The organism is Myroides odoratus (assembly GCF_965118575.1).
Taxonomy (GTDB): Bacteria; Bacteroidota; Bacteroidia; order Flavobacteriales; family Flavobacteriaceae; genus Flavobacterium; species Flavobacterium odoratum_B.
In genome coordinates this window covers 63,229-79,007 of record NZ_CBCPHW010000009.1, presented here as the reverse complement: position 1 = coordinate 79,007, position 15,779 = coordinate 63,229, and the positions used below count along the sequence as shown (strand labels likewise).

Genomic DNA, 15,779 nt, shown 5'->3' with positions numbered 1-15,779 from the left:
GCTCATATATATGCAAGAAACGTTGAGTTTAGAATCATCTATTGTTATTTTTGAAATAGAAGAAACGGATGATGATCTTGTTTTTGAAAAAGAAGAAATACAATATATTCAGCTGTTTCCTGTAGATTATGCAATAGCGTTGATTGATTTTGATTTAGAACTGAAAGATAAAGGATATTCTAATCTGAAAATTGCTCAAATGCTTTTGGAATATAGGAAAAAAATGCTTAAAATGACTGCATTGGTTTTTTCTGTGAAGCAATCGAAGTTTTACGCGTTGTTTTGAGGACGATACTAAAGTTGTAAAGAAATTATGAAAATAAACCCGCTTGTATGTGTTTGATATAAGCGGGTTTTGTATTAAAAAAATGGTGTCAAAATTGTACCTTTACGTGCAGTTGATGGGGGGATTCAAGGTGGACCATTGCGTGTTCCCAATGCAGAATCTGCTATGTTGCCTGAGATTAAGATTAATGCGAGTAAAGGAGGCCGTGTCTTTTGGTCAGGAGGAGGAAACCCTTTAGTGGAGGCAACGGCTCGTGAATTTGCAGTTAAAAATGGGATGACTACATTAGAAATGACGCGAGCAGGAAAAAATATGATTAATTTGACAAGAGACCTTCCTTGGGAAAAGGCAGGACCAATGTGGCAAAGAATATCATCTCAATATGCAAAAGGTTCAAGTGGAACTATCCATGTTTTTCAGAATTCCGGAGGAATTGGAGTTAAAAGTGTATGGGGAACTGTAGAATACCCCATTTTAATAAAAAATGAAGTAGAGATTATCTATCATATAATACCCTAATATAGCATGATTACATTAAAACATATTGAAATTTATAAGAAATATCAGGGCGATGGAGACGGTTTTGTTCGTTCTGCTACGCAAGAAGAAAAATCAAACATGAATTATAACGTTTGGTCTTTACTTGATGGTTTCGTACAAGATTTGACAATGATAAAAAACAATTTGACTTCACCTGCGTTTATAAGATCAACCATCAAGAAAATAGAGCAAAATTGTGAAAATGAAGAAGTTGTGAAATCAATAATGGCGCTCCTATGATTTTTTCTGTAGAATGTACTAAATCAGAGTGGCGAATTTTAAGATAAGTTTCCTCGTATTGATTATAAATTTGGAAAACATGCTCCAGCACTTGGCAAGTTTAAAGAATTTACAGGCATCAAAGGTATACGCCCCGACTTTGTAGATTTTGGAACCAAGACAATTTATGAATTGAAGCCATTTAACCCGAGAGGAATTCAATTAGGTACAAAACAATTGAATAACTACAAATCGCTTTTTGAGCAGAATTATGGAGGAACATGGAAAACAGTTTTAGACCACTATTAAAAAATACTTACAATGGAGAAAAAAGAATTAGCAAGTATTTTAAATGAGGTGCTTGCTCCAATCGGATTTAAAAAGAAAGGCGACTACTGGGTTATAAATGGTGATGAAATCACTAAAATGATTAACCTTCAGAAATCACAATTCAGTAATAGTTTTTATATCAATTACGGCTACATTTTAAAATCGGTTCCTTTGAATGGATTAATGATGCACGTTTTTAAGGGCTTTGGCTCTATTGATAAAACGGAACAACAGAGAATGACAGCCTTATTAGACCTTGGAAATAATATATCAAACGAGGATAGGGCAAAGGAATTAAAGAAACTCTTACTTGAAAAGTTGGTACTTAATATTCAGGAAGTGAATACGGAAGAAGATGTATTAAGTGAATTGAAGAAACGACCGCACTTGAATGATATTCCTTTAGTTGTCAAAAAACATTTTAGTTTAGCAGAATAGCTCAAAGCCACGTTCATCGGGGCTTTTGCTTTTATAATGTAGCTGCATTTTTAGCAAAGAAATCTTTAAACTTTTATTGGTCAGCATTATTGTGGACAGATATGTTAATATTAGCCCTAGATAACAATAAATCTAAATTAAAACATGATAGATAATAAAACAAAAAGAATAATAACAAAGGATGGTTAAAGTTTTTCCCTAGTTTATGGGATTATTCTTCAAATAAATTATACAAAATTGTTGGGCCTTTTGTGATGGGGTTAGAGTTAATATCCATTTCTGGAGGGAAAAACTATAGACCACATTTTGTTATTTATCCATTATACAAAAAGGATTTGAAGACTTGTTTAGAATCTCCAGAGTTAATGTTTGAGTTTTTTAATAGGAAAGGATTGCAAATTAATCTTCCTTATAGTGATCTAATAGAAGAGTTTAAAGAGGTGCATGTTATTGTGAATGATAGTCTTAAGATATCAATTGAGGATGATGTTTCCTTAGAAGATTTGAATGATTTAATCGATGATTATTTCTACAATTATCGTTGTGCTATAAAGCATCCAGGAAAAAAAGCAGCATTATTAGAATTAAAGTTTTATGCAGCATTATATATAGGTGATCTAGCAAGAATAGATAAGATATTGAATGAGATCTTAAATGCAAGTAAAAACTGGGAAGTAAAAATGTTTGAAATTTGGTATGGAAATTTTGAAGTTTGGTTTGAAAGTTTGAAAAAAATGCAAGCTAATCGGAGAGCTTTTTTAGATCAAATCGAAATTAATAAACAAGATAAGAAAATAGCAAAGTTAAAATCTGCTTTGCTCCTCATATAAATGAAAGGGGCTGTCTAAAAAGCCTAAAAAACAAAACCCCGTCTTAAAAAAGTCGGGGTTTTTTCATTGTTTGTCCTCAAAAATTATTATCTTCAAGGTGCACCTGATATAGGATCTAGAGTTTTGCAGCTAGTTCCAAAAGTACAGCATACACCAGGAAGTATTTATTGGAATACTATGCATCCCAACAGTTTAGGAGGAATGGCAGTTTGGAGGTATTAGAAATACCACTTGAAAAACCAGATTTAAATTCTATTTAAGCTGACATTAAATAGGAAAATTAAACATAATTGAAAAGTAAAAAAAGATTATTTCTTTTGTTATTAGAGAAGCTATTAAACATTCTATCTTTTGCATTTTTGGGGGATTCTAGGGACTATTAATCAAAATGATCAAGGGCTACCTACTCTTTTAGAAGAGGTTGTTATTAATACAACAAGTAAATGAGGTACAACAACTCTTGCATCTTTTTATCCTCCAAATGGTGGGGCATTAGGAGGGTTGGTCAAAAACTACTTTAACCGTAGGAATCCAAATAGATAGATATGGATCTCCCTATGGAAAATATTTTTCACCTATAGGAACACCCTTACAAATGAGAGCATTGCCTCCTGGTAATACAGGTGCTTTAACAAAGGATCAAGTTATAAAACCTTTTGATGTTCAATTCTCTCGAATTACACCAGCTTATTATAAAGTTGGAACAGGAATTCAATATTATTCACCTTTTTTAAATGCAGAAGAGTTGGTTAGAGGAGGATTTTTAAAACAAATGATAAAATGAAAAAAGATAAAGAATTAAAGCTGAAAATTAAAAATAGAATAGCTCAATTAGTAAGCAAAGTAGAGGGTTTTCCTGAAGAATTCATTCCTCAAATCAATGAATCTAATGATTTTGCATTTCCCTATATCGATATTGGTTTTGAAGGGGAAATGCATTTGGTAATTAGAGAAAGAGGAATAGAATACGAACGAACATATTATCCCGAAGTAGATTTGCTTATTGAGGAAGTGTTTAAAAGAATAGCCTTTGAACTTGCTGTGCGTGACGAAGCACAACATAGAAAAAACGAAACTGATTACTCTTTTGACAAAATAGAAAAATTACAAATGGAATATATGAACAAATTGGGTTTTTAAAATGATAACATTGAAAAATAAAAATTGGAAGCCTACAACCGTAGTTTTTATTCAGTCGCTGGTATGGTCTAAACAAGATGTAACCCTAAACTTTTTGTGTCAAGAAAGAGAACATGGAAAAGAATGGCCCAATAGATTAGAAGATTTTGTTGAGGTAGAGGTACAATTTCGAAATATTATGCAATTCAAATTAAATTTTGAGGGTGCTGATAAACAGTCTGTCTTGGGTTTTGATGTAGTGGATATTTCAGCTAAGGGTTGGGAGAATATCAATTTTCAAATTGAGGATTACGAAAGTGATCGGATCAGTTTTTTCTGCGAAGCAATTGAAGTTTTGCATGTTTTTCCAAAAGCGAAATTAAAACTTTAAAAAAGCGATAAAACAAAGCGACTCTCTAGAAGCTTAAAAAATAAAACCCGTCTCAAAAAGGGAAGGCACTGAAAAAGTCGTTTTTTAAAAAGAGGTAAAATAGAGAGTTAATACTTTCTGTTTTACCTCTTTGTTTTTTAGCTTTGTTTTGATTAAATACAAAACAATGTTAAGTCATCAAGAAACACTTTCTTTTAGTAAATATTCTGAGTTGTACGATATGTTAGTTCCTAAGGATAACATTTTACGTAAAATATATGATCTTGTAGATTTTACTTTTGTATATCAAGAATTATCAAGTAAATATTGTAGTAGTAATGGTAGAATGGCTTATTCTCCTATTCGAATGTTTCAATATTATTGTTTTTTGTGGCGAATACAAATGCCGCAAACAATGATTTTTTTGATGTAAGGGAAGTAGTTACCACTAAGTCAGGATATACAAATGCCTAATTAGTTCAAAGTTCAGATGTAAGAGCAGAAGCAGTAATAGGTGGAGTTGGAAGATTTGCAGGTACAGCCAAACATAAATACGCAACAGATTTATTGACACGTTATCAACGTATTTATGGAGATCAAGGAATGAAATTCAAAGTGCCGTTTAACAATGGTCCTGGTAATCGAGGTGTATTGGATGTGCTTGATAATGCAAATGGAATTATTTATGATTGGAAATTTGGATATCCTAATCTGTCCCCTTCTCAATTAAACATGACACTTCAAATGCTAAAGTATCAAAGGAATTTTGGATTACCTACTCAAATAATAAAACCATGATATCAAAAAAAGAAATTATAAATGATTGGGCTAGTAATCTAGCAGAACTTACTATTTATTCAAGTAATAAGTTGCTAAAGATTTATGGGCTATTTGTTTTGGGAATAGAATTGTTTAAATTACCTGGAGAAGAAAAGTATAGACCTATTTTTGTCTGTTATCCATTGTGGAAAAAAGATGTGAAAAAATGCTTGGAAGAGCCTGTTTTTATGCAGGAAATATGTGATCATAAAGGTTTACAGTTTGATGTTCTTTATAAGAAACATGGAGATCTTTTGCAAGAAGCATTAGTTTGTACCAAAGAACAGGCTTCTATTTTAGATAATAAAAGTGTTACTTTAGAGCAATTAGTAGAAGTTATTGAAAAACAATTTTCGGAAGGAATAGTAAAAGCAAGCCCTGTTGGACAAGTTAAACTTTTGGAAGCTCAATTTTTAGCAGCTGTATATGGAAATGATGTAAAGTTGGCTAAAAAGATATTAGATAGAATAAGAAAATTAGTTGTAGCCTATGATCCCAAGTTTTTGGAATGGAAGTATGGTAAGCTAGATAATTGGCTTACAGATTTAGAGTTAATTATAATTAGTCGTGAAAAATTGTTAGATCAAATCGAAATTAATAAACAAGATAAGAAAATAGCAAAGTTAAAATCGGCTTTGCTTCTCCCATAAATGAAAGAGGCTGTCTAAAAAGCCTAAAGAACAAAACCCCGTCTTAAAAAAGTCGGGGTTTTTTAATTGTTTGTCCTCAAAAATTATTATCTTCAAGGTGCACCTGATATAGGATCTAGAGTTTTGCAGCTAGTTCCAAAAGTACAGCATACACCAGGAAGTATTTATTGGAATACTATGCATCCCAACAGTTTAGGAGGAATGGCAGTTTGGAGGTACGATAAATGGAATAAGTACTTTGGCTAATGGACGTAGTTTTCTTACAGGTGCATCTAGTCTACCAAGAGTAGAGGCTATAACTATGAATCCGGCAGGAACAATCTCTCACACTTCAAATACAAATTTAAGTTCTTCAGCAACTATAAAAAGTGGACCTGATTTGTCTTCTACCAATATTGTTAAAAACAGTGTTACAAAAGTAGTACCTTTACGTAGCATGGATGGGGGATTCAAGGGGGCCATTGCGTATACCTGACGCAACAGGAGGTACGCTTTTGAAGGAAGTTACGATTAACGCGAGTAAGGGGGGGCTTTCAAATGCAAGGGCTTTAGGTATTGCAGGAGAAGAAGCGGTAGGGGTTGGAGCAAAAACACGAATACCGTCTTTAACAGGAACAGCCAAATACAGAATACCCGACCAACTCACATCTACTACACTTGGAGAAGTAAAGAATGTAGGGCATCAAAGCTTAACACGGCAATTAACGGATTTTCATCTGTACTCACAGCAAACAGGCCGTCAGTTCATTCTTTATACAAGGCCGAATACAACTTTTTCGGGGCCGTTGCAAAACTTGATTAACAATAGAAGTATTATTACTAAACCAATTCCATTTAGATAGCTATGGTAATAGAAGCAAATAAAATAAAATCAGAATTGGCAAAAGTTGGGATTACTGTAAACGATATTTATGATTTAGTAAACACTGACAAGCCGTATCCAGCCGCAGTTCCTGTTTTGCTTGATTTGCTACAGGAAGGAATAGAACATATTGCTATCAAAGAAGGTGTTATCAGGGCATTAGCCGTACAAGAAGCCATTGGAAAAGCAAGTCCAATTTTACTCGATGAATACAACAAAATACCAAAGGATAAAACGTTGTTGCGTTGGGCGATTGGAAACACAATTTATATCACCATTATCGAAGATGATGTAGAACGGATTTTACCCATCGTACAAGACAAAGAAAATGGAATGTCAAGACAGATGTTTGTAGTGGCTTTGGGAAAAGTAACATCAGGGAAAGCAGAAGATGTTTTAATTAAACTACTTGATGATGATGAAGTAGCAGCACAAGCTTTAGAGGCTTTAGGCAGAATGAAATCAAAAAAAGCAAAAGATAAAATCTCAGTACTAATCAATCACCCTAAAGCCTTGATAAGAAAGGAAGCACTAAAAGCATTAAAGAAAGTAATGTAATTAAAAGGAGCTGTCTAAAAAAACTAAAAAATAAAACCCCGTCTTTTTGGAGACGGGGTTTTTAATTATTTTTCTTGAAAAGAGTTGTTATTTACAGTTTCTCAAAATTTCTTTTCACGAAAGCCGTAAGTTCTTCGCCTTTCAACAACCCTTGCGATAATTTCGCTAAATCTAAGGCTTGACTGAAAGCAGTTTTGCGTTCCGCTTCATTGGTATTGTTCAAGATTTTAGAAGCAAATTCAGAATTCGTATTCACCACTAAGTTGTACATCTCTGGGAAATTACCCATACCGAACATTCCACCACCACCAGATTGGCTCATCTCTTTCATTCTTCTCATAAACTCTGGTTGAGTCAATACTAAAGGTGAATCTTTGCTATCTAGGGCTTCTAATTTTACCGTATATTTTTCCTTTGGAACCACTTGCTCAATAAAGCCTTGTAAGGTTGTTTGCTCGTCTTCAGAAAGTTTTGAGATTGACGTTTCCTCTTTCTTAATCAAATTATTGATATGATCTGCATCAACACGTACAAAGGTTAATTTCTCATTCTCACTTTCTAACTTTTGAATCAAGTGAGAAACAATAGGAGAATCTAGCAGTACAACTTGGTATCCTTTTTCTCTCGCAGCACTGATATAGCTGTGTTGCGCATCTTTATTCGAAGTATACAAGACAACTAAGTTCCCATCTTTATCCGTTTGTAAGTCTTTGGTGTTCTCTTTTAGCTCATCTAGCGTAAAGAAGCTCCCTTCTGTTGTTGGATACAACATGAATGAACCTGCTTTTTCAGAAAATTTAGGTTCAGACAACATCCCGTATTCTAAAACAATTTTAATGTCATTCCACTTGCTTTCAAAATCAGCGCGGTTTTCGTTAAAAAGAGATTTCAATTTATCCGCTACTTTACGAGTGATATAATTAGCAATCTTTTTCACATTACCATCCGCTTGCAAGTAAGAACGAGATACGTTTAACGGAATATCAGGTGAATCAATTACTCCTTTTAGCATCGTTAGGAATTCAGGAACAATCCCTTCAACATTATCCGTTACAAATACTTGATTTTGGTACAATTGAATCTTGTCCTTTTGCATTTGTAAATCACCACTTAACTTTGGAAAATATAAGATTCCAGTTAAGTTAAAAGGATAATCTACATTCAAGTGAATATTGAAAAGAGGCTCTTCAAATTGCATTGGATACAATTCGCGATAGAAATTTTTGTAATCCTCATCCGTTAAATCCGCAGGTTGTTTAGTCCAAGCTGGATTTGGGTTATTGATGATGGTATCAACTTCAACTTTATCGTCTCCCTCCCCTTCTTCATGGGTTCCAAATTTAATTGGAATAGGCATGAATTTATTGTATTTGGTTAAAAGCTCGCGAATTTTATATTCCTCTAAGAAATCTAAAGAATCTTCCGCGATGTGCAAGATGATTTCAGTACCGCGGTCTTGTTTATCCGCCTCTTCTAACGTGTATTCAGGACTACCATCACAAGTCCAATGTGCAGCAGGTGCGTCTTTAAATGATTTAGTTATAATTTCTACTTTTTCTGCTACCATAAAGGCAGAGTAGAACCCCAAACCGAAGTGTCCAATAATTCCCGCGTCTTTGGCGCTGTCTTTGTATTTTTCTAAAAACTCTTCTGCCCCAGAAAAAGCAACCTGATTGATGTATTTTTCAACCTCTTCTCTGGTCATACCAATCCCTTGATCGATAATGTGAAGTTTCTTATTGTCTTTGTCAATTTTAACCTCAATAATAGGAGCGCCATATTCTACATTTGCATCCCCAATACTTGTTAGGTGTTTTAGCTTTAAGGTAGCATCCGTTGCATTTGAAACTAATTCTCTTAAGAATATCTCGTGATCGCTATATAAAAACTTTTTTATTAAAGGAAAGATATTCTCTACAGTAACATTAATTTTTCCAGTTGTCATACTTATTTTGGTATTATTATTTTTAATATTTTTATGTGATATTAGGTAGACAAAAAAGATACCAACCTAGAAAGAGATGCCAATTTGTCATTTTATTCTTTTTTGGACAGTAAAATCCATTTGTACCTAGAAAGTTTGTATTATTGTAAAAAAAAGAAGATTTATTATGAAAAAGTTAATTTTATTAAGTTTTGTGGGATTAGCATTGGTTTCTTGTAAGCCGACTATGGATAAGCAGTCGCAATACGGAATAAAAGGAGATTGGACTTTAACTAATATCTCTCATATAGGCGGAGAGTTTGTAAAAGTTACTTCTTTTAATATTGCTGATGCGAAGTGTTTTAAAGGGAGTCAGTGGAAATTTGTTTCAAATAACAACTCTGGCGTGGTAAATTTATTGGGCGGAAATTCGTGTCCCATGTTTGAAAGTAACTTTAAGTGGTTTGTTAACCCAAGTGGAGAATTCGAGTTTAAATTTGTAGATACTGGATTAAAAGCGAAGAATGTAACCACAGGGTACAAGATGAAAGTGAAAAATCAAACCGCTACTAGTTTTGATTTGATTGATTATTTTTACGTAGATGGACAAGGATATGATGTAACGTATCATTTCACAAAGAATTAAGAATCAACAACAAGGTAATATGATGAAAAAAACAACAACAACCCTTTTAGCAGGTGCTTTGCTAGTTGGGTCTTTATCGTTGACAAGCTGCGACTCTGTCAAAAATGCGAATAATACACAAAAAGGAGCGACTATTGGCGCTGCTGGTGGAGCAATTATTGGCGGGATATTAGGGAATAATATTGGAAAAGGAGGCAATAGTGCTTTGGGTGCTGTATTAGGTGGAGTTATTGGTGGAGCTGCTGGAGGTGTTATTGGAAACAATATGGACAAACAAGCACGTCAAATTGAACAAACAGTTCCTGGTGCTCAAGTAGAACGTGTAGGTGAGGGAATTAAATTGATTTTAGGCGAAAGCTCAGTTAATTTTAATTTGAATCAAGCTACCTTAACAGATAAGGCAAAACAAAATTTAGATAAATTAATCGTAGTATTTAAAGAGAATCCGAATACTTTAATCAGTATTTTTGGTTATACAGATAATACAGGTAGAGAAGAATACAACTTAAAATTATCTAGACAACGTGCAAATGCGGTGAAAACCTATTTAATGCAAAATGGTGTTTCAAATAAGCGTTTAGCAACGGAGGGTATGGGAATTGCTGATCCAATTGCAAGTAATGATACAGATGCAGGAAGAGCAAAAAACCGCCGTGTAGAATTTGCTATTAAAGCCAATGAGCAGATGATTATCGATGCTCAAAATGAAGCAGCTACGATGTAATTGTACCAAGATAAAAAATAGAAAAGAGGAGCTAATTAGCTCCTCTTTTTAGTTACAATCCGTACAATGTAAGTTAAAATCGTCTTTCATTTCATACCAATGATTGCCCGTTTTTATCTGGGATTGTGCCTGAGAAAATAGGTAAGGTTTTACCTTTTCATCGATTAATATCTTTTTTCCAATCGGAACATACAACGTTAAAAATTCATTGAGTTTTAATTGTTCCTCTGTGATGTGAATAAGGAATTCAGTTTCATTTTCGGTCGTTTTAAAACTCGTTTGGTATTCCTTAGCTGTATTGCCAAACTTGCCGTAAGCCGTGTCCTGGTAGGATGGAACAATCTCAATTTTATTGGCTAAAACATCTGTTATTACTGCGTTTTCATCGAGTTGTAAAACAATCGGTTTAGTTGTTGAAAATAAAAAATCACCAGCTGTTGAATCTTTAGATTCATGGGTTACTTCATAGGTAAAGCCCATTTGCTTTTCTATAAATTCGCCATTTTCACTTTTTATAATCATAACGGATAAAATAATTAAACTACTGATCCATAGCACAAATATACTTATTGCTGTAAGCCAGATGTACTTCATATTGGTATAGAGTAATTTTAATCCCAATAGCAACATAATAATAAAAGGCAAAAAGGTGATCAAACTGATGAAGGTATGTAGAATCCATCTAGGAACGCTTGCATCTGTCATGAAAAGAGGAAGATCAAACTCTGCAGCTATAAAACTAGTGTTGACAATAATCATTAAGTTGACAAAAAAGCTAACCATCATACCAATAATTGCTACAACAATAAAACCAATACCTAAGATGTAACGGATTATTTTAGTTCCTTGGTTTGTGGCTCTTTGTGTTTGGTGTTTGAATTTTTCATAATCGATGGAATTAATCTTACTCGTCGTATAGTCAACGCCTTCTCTTATTTTGCGTTCAATCGTTTCTATATTGACGGGCTCTCCCATCATGTCTAGTTTTTCACTAGCTGTCTTTGCACTTGGAATAATAATCCACAACACAAAGTATAACAAGATGCCTGTTCCATAGAAAAACACAAGAAAAATGAAGATTAAACGCACCCAAATGGTATCAATTTTGAAATAATGCGCTAATCCTGCTAAAACACCTCCTAAGATGCGATTATCTGTATCTCTAAATAATTTTTTCTCTCTGTAATAGGTGTGTTCATTATGCGTTTGTGTGGTCTCTTCATCAATGAAATAATCCTCCGGTTTTCCCATAATTTGAATAACTTCATCTACGTCATCAGAAGTAATCACCTGTTTGGTTGTCGTAATTTTTGAATTGAAAATTTCTGCAATGCGCAATTCAATATCTTCAACCACTTCATCTTGCTCTTCGATTGCAATCGAACGGCGAATCGCTTTTATATATTGATCTAATCTCTGAAAGGCTTGCTCTTCAATGTGAAAAACTAAACCACCGATGTTTATTGTTAAAGTTCTATTCATGATCTTGCTTGTTTGTGGTTATTTTTTGAACGGCATTTGCTAATTCTTCCCATGTTTCTGTAAGCTCGCCTAAGAATTGTTCGCCTTTAGCAGTTAGTTTGTAATATTTTCTCGGGGGACCTGCATTGGATTCCTCCCATCTGTAGGTTAACAAATCTCCATTTTTGAGTCTTGTTAGTAAAGGATATACGGTTCCTTCTACCACTAAAAGTTTTACTTTTTTAAGCTCTTCTAATATTTCAGAAGTATAATAATCGCGTTCTTTTAAAATGGAAAGAATACAGAACTCTAAGATACCTTTTCGCATTTGAGCTTTTGTATTTTCACTATTCATAGTTTCAATGATTTTCTTATGCAAAGATATAGTTAAAAGCCTGTACTATGTATTGCAGAGTACTTAAAATTAACTTTAATTTAACTATTTGTATTTTTTGTATTTTTGATAAAGTGTTGTTTGTTAGTTTGTTGTGATTTTTTTAATGTGTTTCCGAAAAAAAATTAACAGGCAAAATAGAACAATTGTACCTGTTGTAAAAGCGATTATATTTTAGGAGTAGCCTGAAACATCCGTATAATGTTGTATATTTAGTGGTAATAAAAAAAATAATACCATGCAGTTTTCAGTTTCAACTATAAATAAATTTTTATTTTTCAAGTTGCCTTCCGCCTATTGGACAGGTGTGCGATTAAAGCGTATTTCTGATACAGAAGCCACGACAACTGTTCGGCATAGATGGGTGAATCAAAATCCTTTTCGCTCCATGTATTTTGCTGTACAAGCTATGGCTGCCGAATTGTCAACGGGAGCTTTAGTAATGAAAAAAATAGGTAAAAGTGGACAGCCTATTTCTATGTTAGTTGCTCAAAATAATGCTGTTTTTGTAAAAAAAGCAACTGGGAAGATTTCGTTTACTTGTGTAGAGGGGCATTTACTTGATGCGGCAATTCAAAAAGCGATAACAACACAAGAAGGTGTAACGCTATGGATGCAATCAATCGGTAGGGATGAAAAAGGAGATGAGGTTTCAACGTTTAATTTTGAATGGACACTTAGAGTTAGGACAAAGAAATAGAGAGATATACAGTAAAAATATGAGGGTTTTAGTTACAGGTGCAACAGGACTAGTCGGGAATAAATTGATTGAGATGCTATTAGCAAGAGGGGTTGAGGTTGCTTTCTTGACCACGGCTAAAGATAAATTAGATGTTCTAAAAGGATGTAGCGGATATTATTGGAATCCCCAAAAACAGAGTATCGATTCTGCCTGTATAGAAAAGGTTGAGGTAATTATCCATTTGGCGGGTAGCTCAATTAACGGTTCTTGGTCTGCTAAAGGAAAAGAGCTTATTAGCAATAGTAGAGTAGACGCCTCTCAAACGTTGTATCAACTATTGAGCAACCAGCCTCATCAAGTCAAACAAATCATTTGTGCTTCAGCAGTAGGTATTTACGATACCCTTGACCGCATGCAAGATGAAGAAGACTATATACCCGCAACAAATTATTTAGGAACCGTTGTCAACCAATGGGAAACAGCCAATAAACGGTTCGAAACCTTAGGACTGCAAGTATGTATTTTGAGAATAGGATTAGTTTTAGCTAGAACCGGAGGTGCTTTACCAAAAATGGAGCAAATAGCTAAGTGCTATATCGCTTCGCCTTTAGGTACAGGAAATCAATACTATTCCTGGATTCATCTGAGTGATTTGGCACGAATATTCCTATTTGTAATGGATCATCACTTAGCGGGTGTTTTCAATGCAGTAGCACCTAAACCAGAAACGAATGAAAATTTCACCAAAAAGCTGTGTATTGCCTTAGGACGGCCTCTATTTTTTCCGGCTGTACCTTCGTGGGTGCTGCGTTTTGTTTTAGGTGAAAAAGAAATGTTAGTGACAAAAGGACAACAAATAAGTTGCCATAAATTGGAACAAAGTAATTTTAAATTTCATTATCTCACCTTAGAAGAAGCCTTTGCTGCTTTGTATTCGGAAGATAAGATAAATAACGCCCAATAAGGATAAGTAAAAATGCCAGTATAGTGATTACTACAAGGGCATTTTTTATGACATACAAAGAGTTGAAATTATAAATCCTTATATTTCTGTCATTATGGCATAAAAAAACAGTTGGCAAAGGATTTGATTAAGAGAAAGCAATATAAACTGTAGGATAGAAGTATGGAAAATAAAGATATAAACAAGGAAGAAATTGACTTAAATGTAGAAGATACACAAGAAACGGAAACTGCACAAGTTGAAAATGAGTCAATGGAAGAAATTTTAAAAGCGCAAGTCGCAGAAGAAAAAGATAAATATTTACGTTTATTCGCTGAGTTTGAGAATTATAAACGCCGTACATCGAAAGAGCGTTTAGACTTGTTTAAAACAGCCAATGAAGAAGTTGTGTCTGCCATGCTTCCTGTTTTAGATGATTTTAGTCGTGCTTTATTAGAGTTGGAAAAACAAGGAGAAAGTGACCATTTGTTGGGATTTCAATTAATAGCAACAAAATTAATTGACACGTTAGCTGCCAAAGGATTAAAAGAAGTAGCTATTCAAAGTGGAGATGTTTTTAATGCAGATCTATCAGAAGCGATTACACAAATTCCAGCAGGTGATGAGCTAAAAGGAAAAGTGGTAGATGTAGTAGAAAAAGGGTATAAATTAGGGGATAAGATTATTCGTTTTCCTAAAGTTGTTATTGGTCAATAACAAGTAGTAGGACTAATTTATTAATAGAAACTTATAATCCAAAATGAAGAAAGATTATTACGAAATATTAGGTATCGATAAAGGAGCAGATGCTGCTGCCATTAAAAAGGCATACCGCAAAAAAGCAATTGAATTTCACCCAGATAAAAATCCAGGAGATAAAGAGGCTGAGGAAAAATTCAAAGAAGCCGCAGAAGCTTATGAAGTATTAAGTGATTCAGATAAAAAAGCGCGTTATGATCAATATGGTCATGCTGCTTTTGAAGGCGGCGGCGGATATAGCGGTGGTCATATGAATATGGACGATATTTTCAGTCAGTTTGGAGATATTTTTGGAAGTGCCTTTGGCGGAGGTGGTTTCGGCGGATTCGGTGGTTTCAGCGGTGGTGGAGGCCAACGAAGAGCTAAAGGAACAAGTTTGCGTATCAAAGTAAAACTTACGTTAGAAGATATCGCAAATGGAGTAGAAAAGAAAGTAAAAGTAAAACGCAAAATAAAAGCAGCTGGTGTTACCTATAAAACGTGTTCAACCTGTAATGGAAGTGGACAAGTTACTAAAATAGCCAACACGGTATTTGGTCGTATGCAAACGGCTTCTCCTTGTCATACGTGTCAAGGTACAGGTCAAATGATTGATCAAAAACCAACAGGATCTGATGCGGAAGGAATGGTTTTACAAGAAGAAACTGTTTCAATCAAAATTCCTGCAGGTGTAGCTGAAGGCATGCAATTGAAAGTTACAGGTAAAGGAAATGAAGCACCTGGAAATAATAGTGTACCAGGGGATTTGTTGGTCGTTGTTGAAGAATTGGAACACGACACGCTAAAAAGAGAAGGGGACAACCTTCATTATGACCTGTATATTAGCTTCTCTGAAGCAGCCTTAGGCGGAAGTAAAGAAATTTATACCGTAACAGGTAATGTGCGTATCAAATTAGAAGAAGGTATACAATCAGGTAAAATTCTCCGTTTGAGAGGAAAAGGATTACCTCATTTAAATAGTTACGGAAGTGGTGATTTATTAGTACATGTCAATGTATGGACACCAAAGAAACTGACAAAAGAACAAAAGGAATTTTTTGAGAAAATGCAAGAGGATGGTAACTTCAAACCTTCTCCTGGCAAAGGAGATAAATCTTTTTTTGAAAAAGTCAAAGAAATGTTTTCATAATTAGAAAAGAAGTTATACATTTGAGCCACACTTATTAAACAGTGGATTTTCTTTTTCATAGCAATTTTTCCCAACCTTATAGTAATATAAGGTTGG

The 15,779-nt window shown here is 34.2% G+C and carries 21 protein-coding genes and 2 pseudogenes; 20 read left to right on the top strand and 3 right to left on the bottom strand.

Going from position 1 to position 15,779, the window contains the following annotated elements:
- Nucleotides 1–10: 10 nt before the first annotated feature.
- The 14 genes and pseudogenes from ACMHJ2_RS09270 (at nt 11) to ACMHJ2_RS09205 (ending at nt 7,021) form a co-directional block, all read left to right on the top strand.
- Complete coding sequence (locus ACMHJ2_RS09270) at nt 11–286, top strand: hypothetical protein (RefSeq protein ID WP_413512612.1); 276 nt, start codon at nt 11–13, stop codon at nt 284–286.
- A gap of 138 nt (nt 287–424) precedes the next feature.
- Nucleotides 425–805, top strand: a complete 381-nt coding sequence (locus tag ACMHJ2_RS09265; protein WP_413512611.1) for a hypothetical protein — start codon at nt 425–427, stop codon at nt 803–805.
- A 6-nt stretch (nt 806–811) separates the two neighbouring features.
- Complete coding sequence (locus tag ACMHJ2_RS09260; RefSeq protein ID WP_413512610.1) at nt 812–1,066, top strand: hypothetical protein; 255 nt, start codon at nt 812–814, stop codon at nt 1,064–1,066.
- A gap of 57 nt (nt 1,067–1,123) precedes the next feature.
- Nucleotides 1,124–1,354, top strand: a complete 231-nt coding sequence (locus ACMHJ2_RS09255) for a hypothetical protein (RefSeq protein ID WP_413512688.1) — start codon at nt 1,124–1,126, stop codon at nt 1,352–1,354.
- A 12-nt stretch (nt 1,355–1,366) separates the two neighbouring features.
- Nucleotides 1,367–1,813 (top strand): DUF4304 domain-containing protein, encoded by a 447-nt coding sequence (locus tag ACMHJ2_RS09250; protein ID WP_413512609.1) that lies wholly within the window; start codon nt 1,367–1,369, stop codon nt 1,811–1,813.
- A gap of 251 nt (nt 1,814–2,064) precedes the next feature.
- Nucleotides 2,065–2,643, top strand: a complete 579-nt coding sequence (locus ACMHJ2_RS09245) for a hypothetical protein (RefSeq protein WP_413512608.1) — start codon at nt 2,065–2,067, stop codon at nt 2,641–2,643.
- 526 nt (nt 2,644–3,169) lie between these two features.
- A pseudogene (locus ACMHJ2_RS09240) lies at nt 3,170–3,427 on the top strand (TNT domain-containing protein); the annotation flags it as partial.
- Nucleotides 3,424–3,783: a hypothetical protein gene (locus tag ACMHJ2_RS09235; protein ID WP_413512607.1), complete on the top strand. Its 360-nt coding sequence runs from the start codon at nt 3,424–3,426 to the stop codon at nt 3,781–3,783. The pseudogene ACMHJ2_RS09240 and the gene ACMHJ2_RS09235, both read left to right, overlap by 4 nt.
- Before the next feature lies 1 nt (nt 3,784).
- Nucleotides 3,785–4,153 (top strand): hypothetical protein, encoded by a 369-nt coding sequence (locus tag ACMHJ2_RS09230; protein WP_413512606.1) that lies wholly within the window; start codon nt 3,785–3,787, stop codon nt 4,151–4,153.
- A gap of 166 nt (nt 4,154–4,319) precedes the next feature.
- Nucleotides 4,320–4,511: pseudogene (locus tag ACMHJ2_RS09225) on the top strand (IS5/IS1182 family transposase); the annotation flags it as partial.
- 188 nt (nt 4,512–4,699) lie between these two features.
- Complete coding sequence (locus ACMHJ2_RS09220) at nt 4,700–4,930, top strand: hypothetical protein (protein WP_413512605.1); 231 nt, start codon at nt 4,700–4,702, stop codon at nt 4,928–4,930.
- A complete protein-coding gene (locus tag ACMHJ2_RS09215) occupies nt 4,927–5,601 on the top strand; it encodes a hypothetical protein (protein WP_413512604.1) in 675 nt (224 codons plus the stop codon). The genes ACMHJ2_RS09220 and ACMHJ2_RS09215 overlap by 4 nt, the downstream gene beginning before the upstream one ends.
- Nucleotides 5,602–6,041: 440 nt before the next feature.
- A complete protein-coding gene (locus ACMHJ2_RS09210) occupies nt 6,042–6,443 on the top strand; it encodes a putative toxin (protein ID WP_413512603.1) in 402 nt (133 codons plus the stop codon).
- Between the two features lie 2 nt (nt 6,444–6,445).
- Entirely contained in the window at nt 6,446–7,021 is a 576-nt protein-coding gene (locus tag ACMHJ2_RS09205; RefSeq protein ID WP_413512602.1) for a HEAT repeat domain-containing protein, read from the top strand.
- Between the two features lie 91 nt (nt 7,022–7,112).
- Here the strand turns inward: ACMHJ2_RS09205 and htpG are convergent, their stop codons facing one another.
- Nucleotides 7,113–8,966: a molecular chaperone HtpG gene (gene htpG / locus ACMHJ2_RS09200; RefSeq protein ID WP_413512601.1), complete on the bottom strand. Its 1,854-nt coding sequence runs from the start codon at nt 8,964–8,966 to the stop codon at nt 7,113–7,115.
- A 166-nt stretch (nt 8,967–9,132) separates the two neighbouring features.
- On the opposite strand from htpG, the gene ACMHJ2_RS09195 reads away from it, so the two are divergent.
- Together ACMHJ2_RS09195 and ACMHJ2_RS09190 are read left to right on the top strand one after the other, a co-directional pair.
- Nucleotides 9,133–9,591 carry a hypothetical protein gene (locus ACMHJ2_RS09195; RefSeq protein ID WP_413512600.1) on the top strand — a complete coding sequence of 153 codons (459 nt, stop codon included), beginning with the start codon at nt 9,133–9,135 and terminating at the stop codon, nt 9,589–9,591.
- Between the two features lie 22 nt (nt 9,592–9,613).
- A complete protein-coding gene (locus ACMHJ2_RS09190) occupies nt 9,614–10,315 on the top strand; it encodes an OmpA family protein (protein WP_413512687.1) in 702 nt (233 codons plus the stop codon).
- 48 nt (nt 10,316–10,363) lie between these two features.
- On the opposite strand, the gene ACMHJ2_RS09185 is transcribed toward ACMHJ2_RS09190, so the two are convergent.
- Nucleotides 10,364–11,797: a PspC domain-containing protein gene (locus tag ACMHJ2_RS09185; RefSeq protein ID WP_413512599.1), complete on the bottom strand. Its 1,434-nt coding sequence runs from the start codon at nt 11,795–11,797 to the stop codon at nt 10,364–10,366.
- Complete coding sequence (locus ACMHJ2_RS09180; RefSeq protein WP_413512598.1) at nt 11,790–12,131, bottom strand: PadR family transcriptional regulator; 342 nt, start codon at nt 12,129–12,131, stop codon at nt 11,790–11,792. Before ACMHJ2_RS09180 ends, ACMHJ2_RS09185 begins: the two co-directional genes overlap by 8 nt.
- Before the next feature lie 277 nt (nt 12,132–12,408).
- Here ACMHJ2_RS09180 and ACMHJ2_RS09175 point away from each other — a divergent pair, with 277 nt between their 5' ends.
- The 4 genes from ACMHJ2_RS09175 to dnaJ all read left to right on the top strand — a co-directional run bounded on the left by ACMHJ2_RS09175 (nt 12,409) and on the right by dnaJ (nt 15,683).
- Nucleotides 12,409–12,870: a DUF4442 domain-containing protein gene (locus ACMHJ2_RS09175; RefSeq protein WP_413512597.1), complete on the top strand. Its 462-nt coding sequence runs from the start codon at nt 12,409–12,411 to the stop codon at nt 12,868–12,870.
- A 19-nt stretch (nt 12,871–12,889) separates the two neighbouring features.
- The gene (locus ACMHJ2_RS09170) at nt 12,890–13,816 is read left to right on the top strand and encodes a TIGR01777 family oxidoreductase (RefSeq protein WP_413512596.1); all 927 of its coding nucleotides are present in this window, start codon (nt 12,890–12,892) and stop codon (nt 13,814–13,816) included.
- Nucleotides 13,817–13,978: 162 nt separating this feature from the next.
- Complete coding sequence (locus ACMHJ2_RS09165) at nt 13,979–14,512, top strand: nucleotide exchange factor GrpE (protein WP_413512595.1); 534 nt, start codon at nt 13,979–13,981, stop codon at nt 14,510–14,512.
- Nucleotides 14,513–14,555: 43 nt separating this feature from the next.
- The gene (gene dnaJ, locus ACMHJ2_RS09160; protein WP_413512594.1) at nt 14,556–15,683 is read left to right on the top strand and encodes a molecular chaperone DnaJ; all 1,128 of its coding nucleotides are present in this window, start codon (nt 14,556–14,558) and stop codon (nt 15,681–15,683) included.
- Nucleotides 15,684–15,779: the final 96 nt, after the last annotated feature.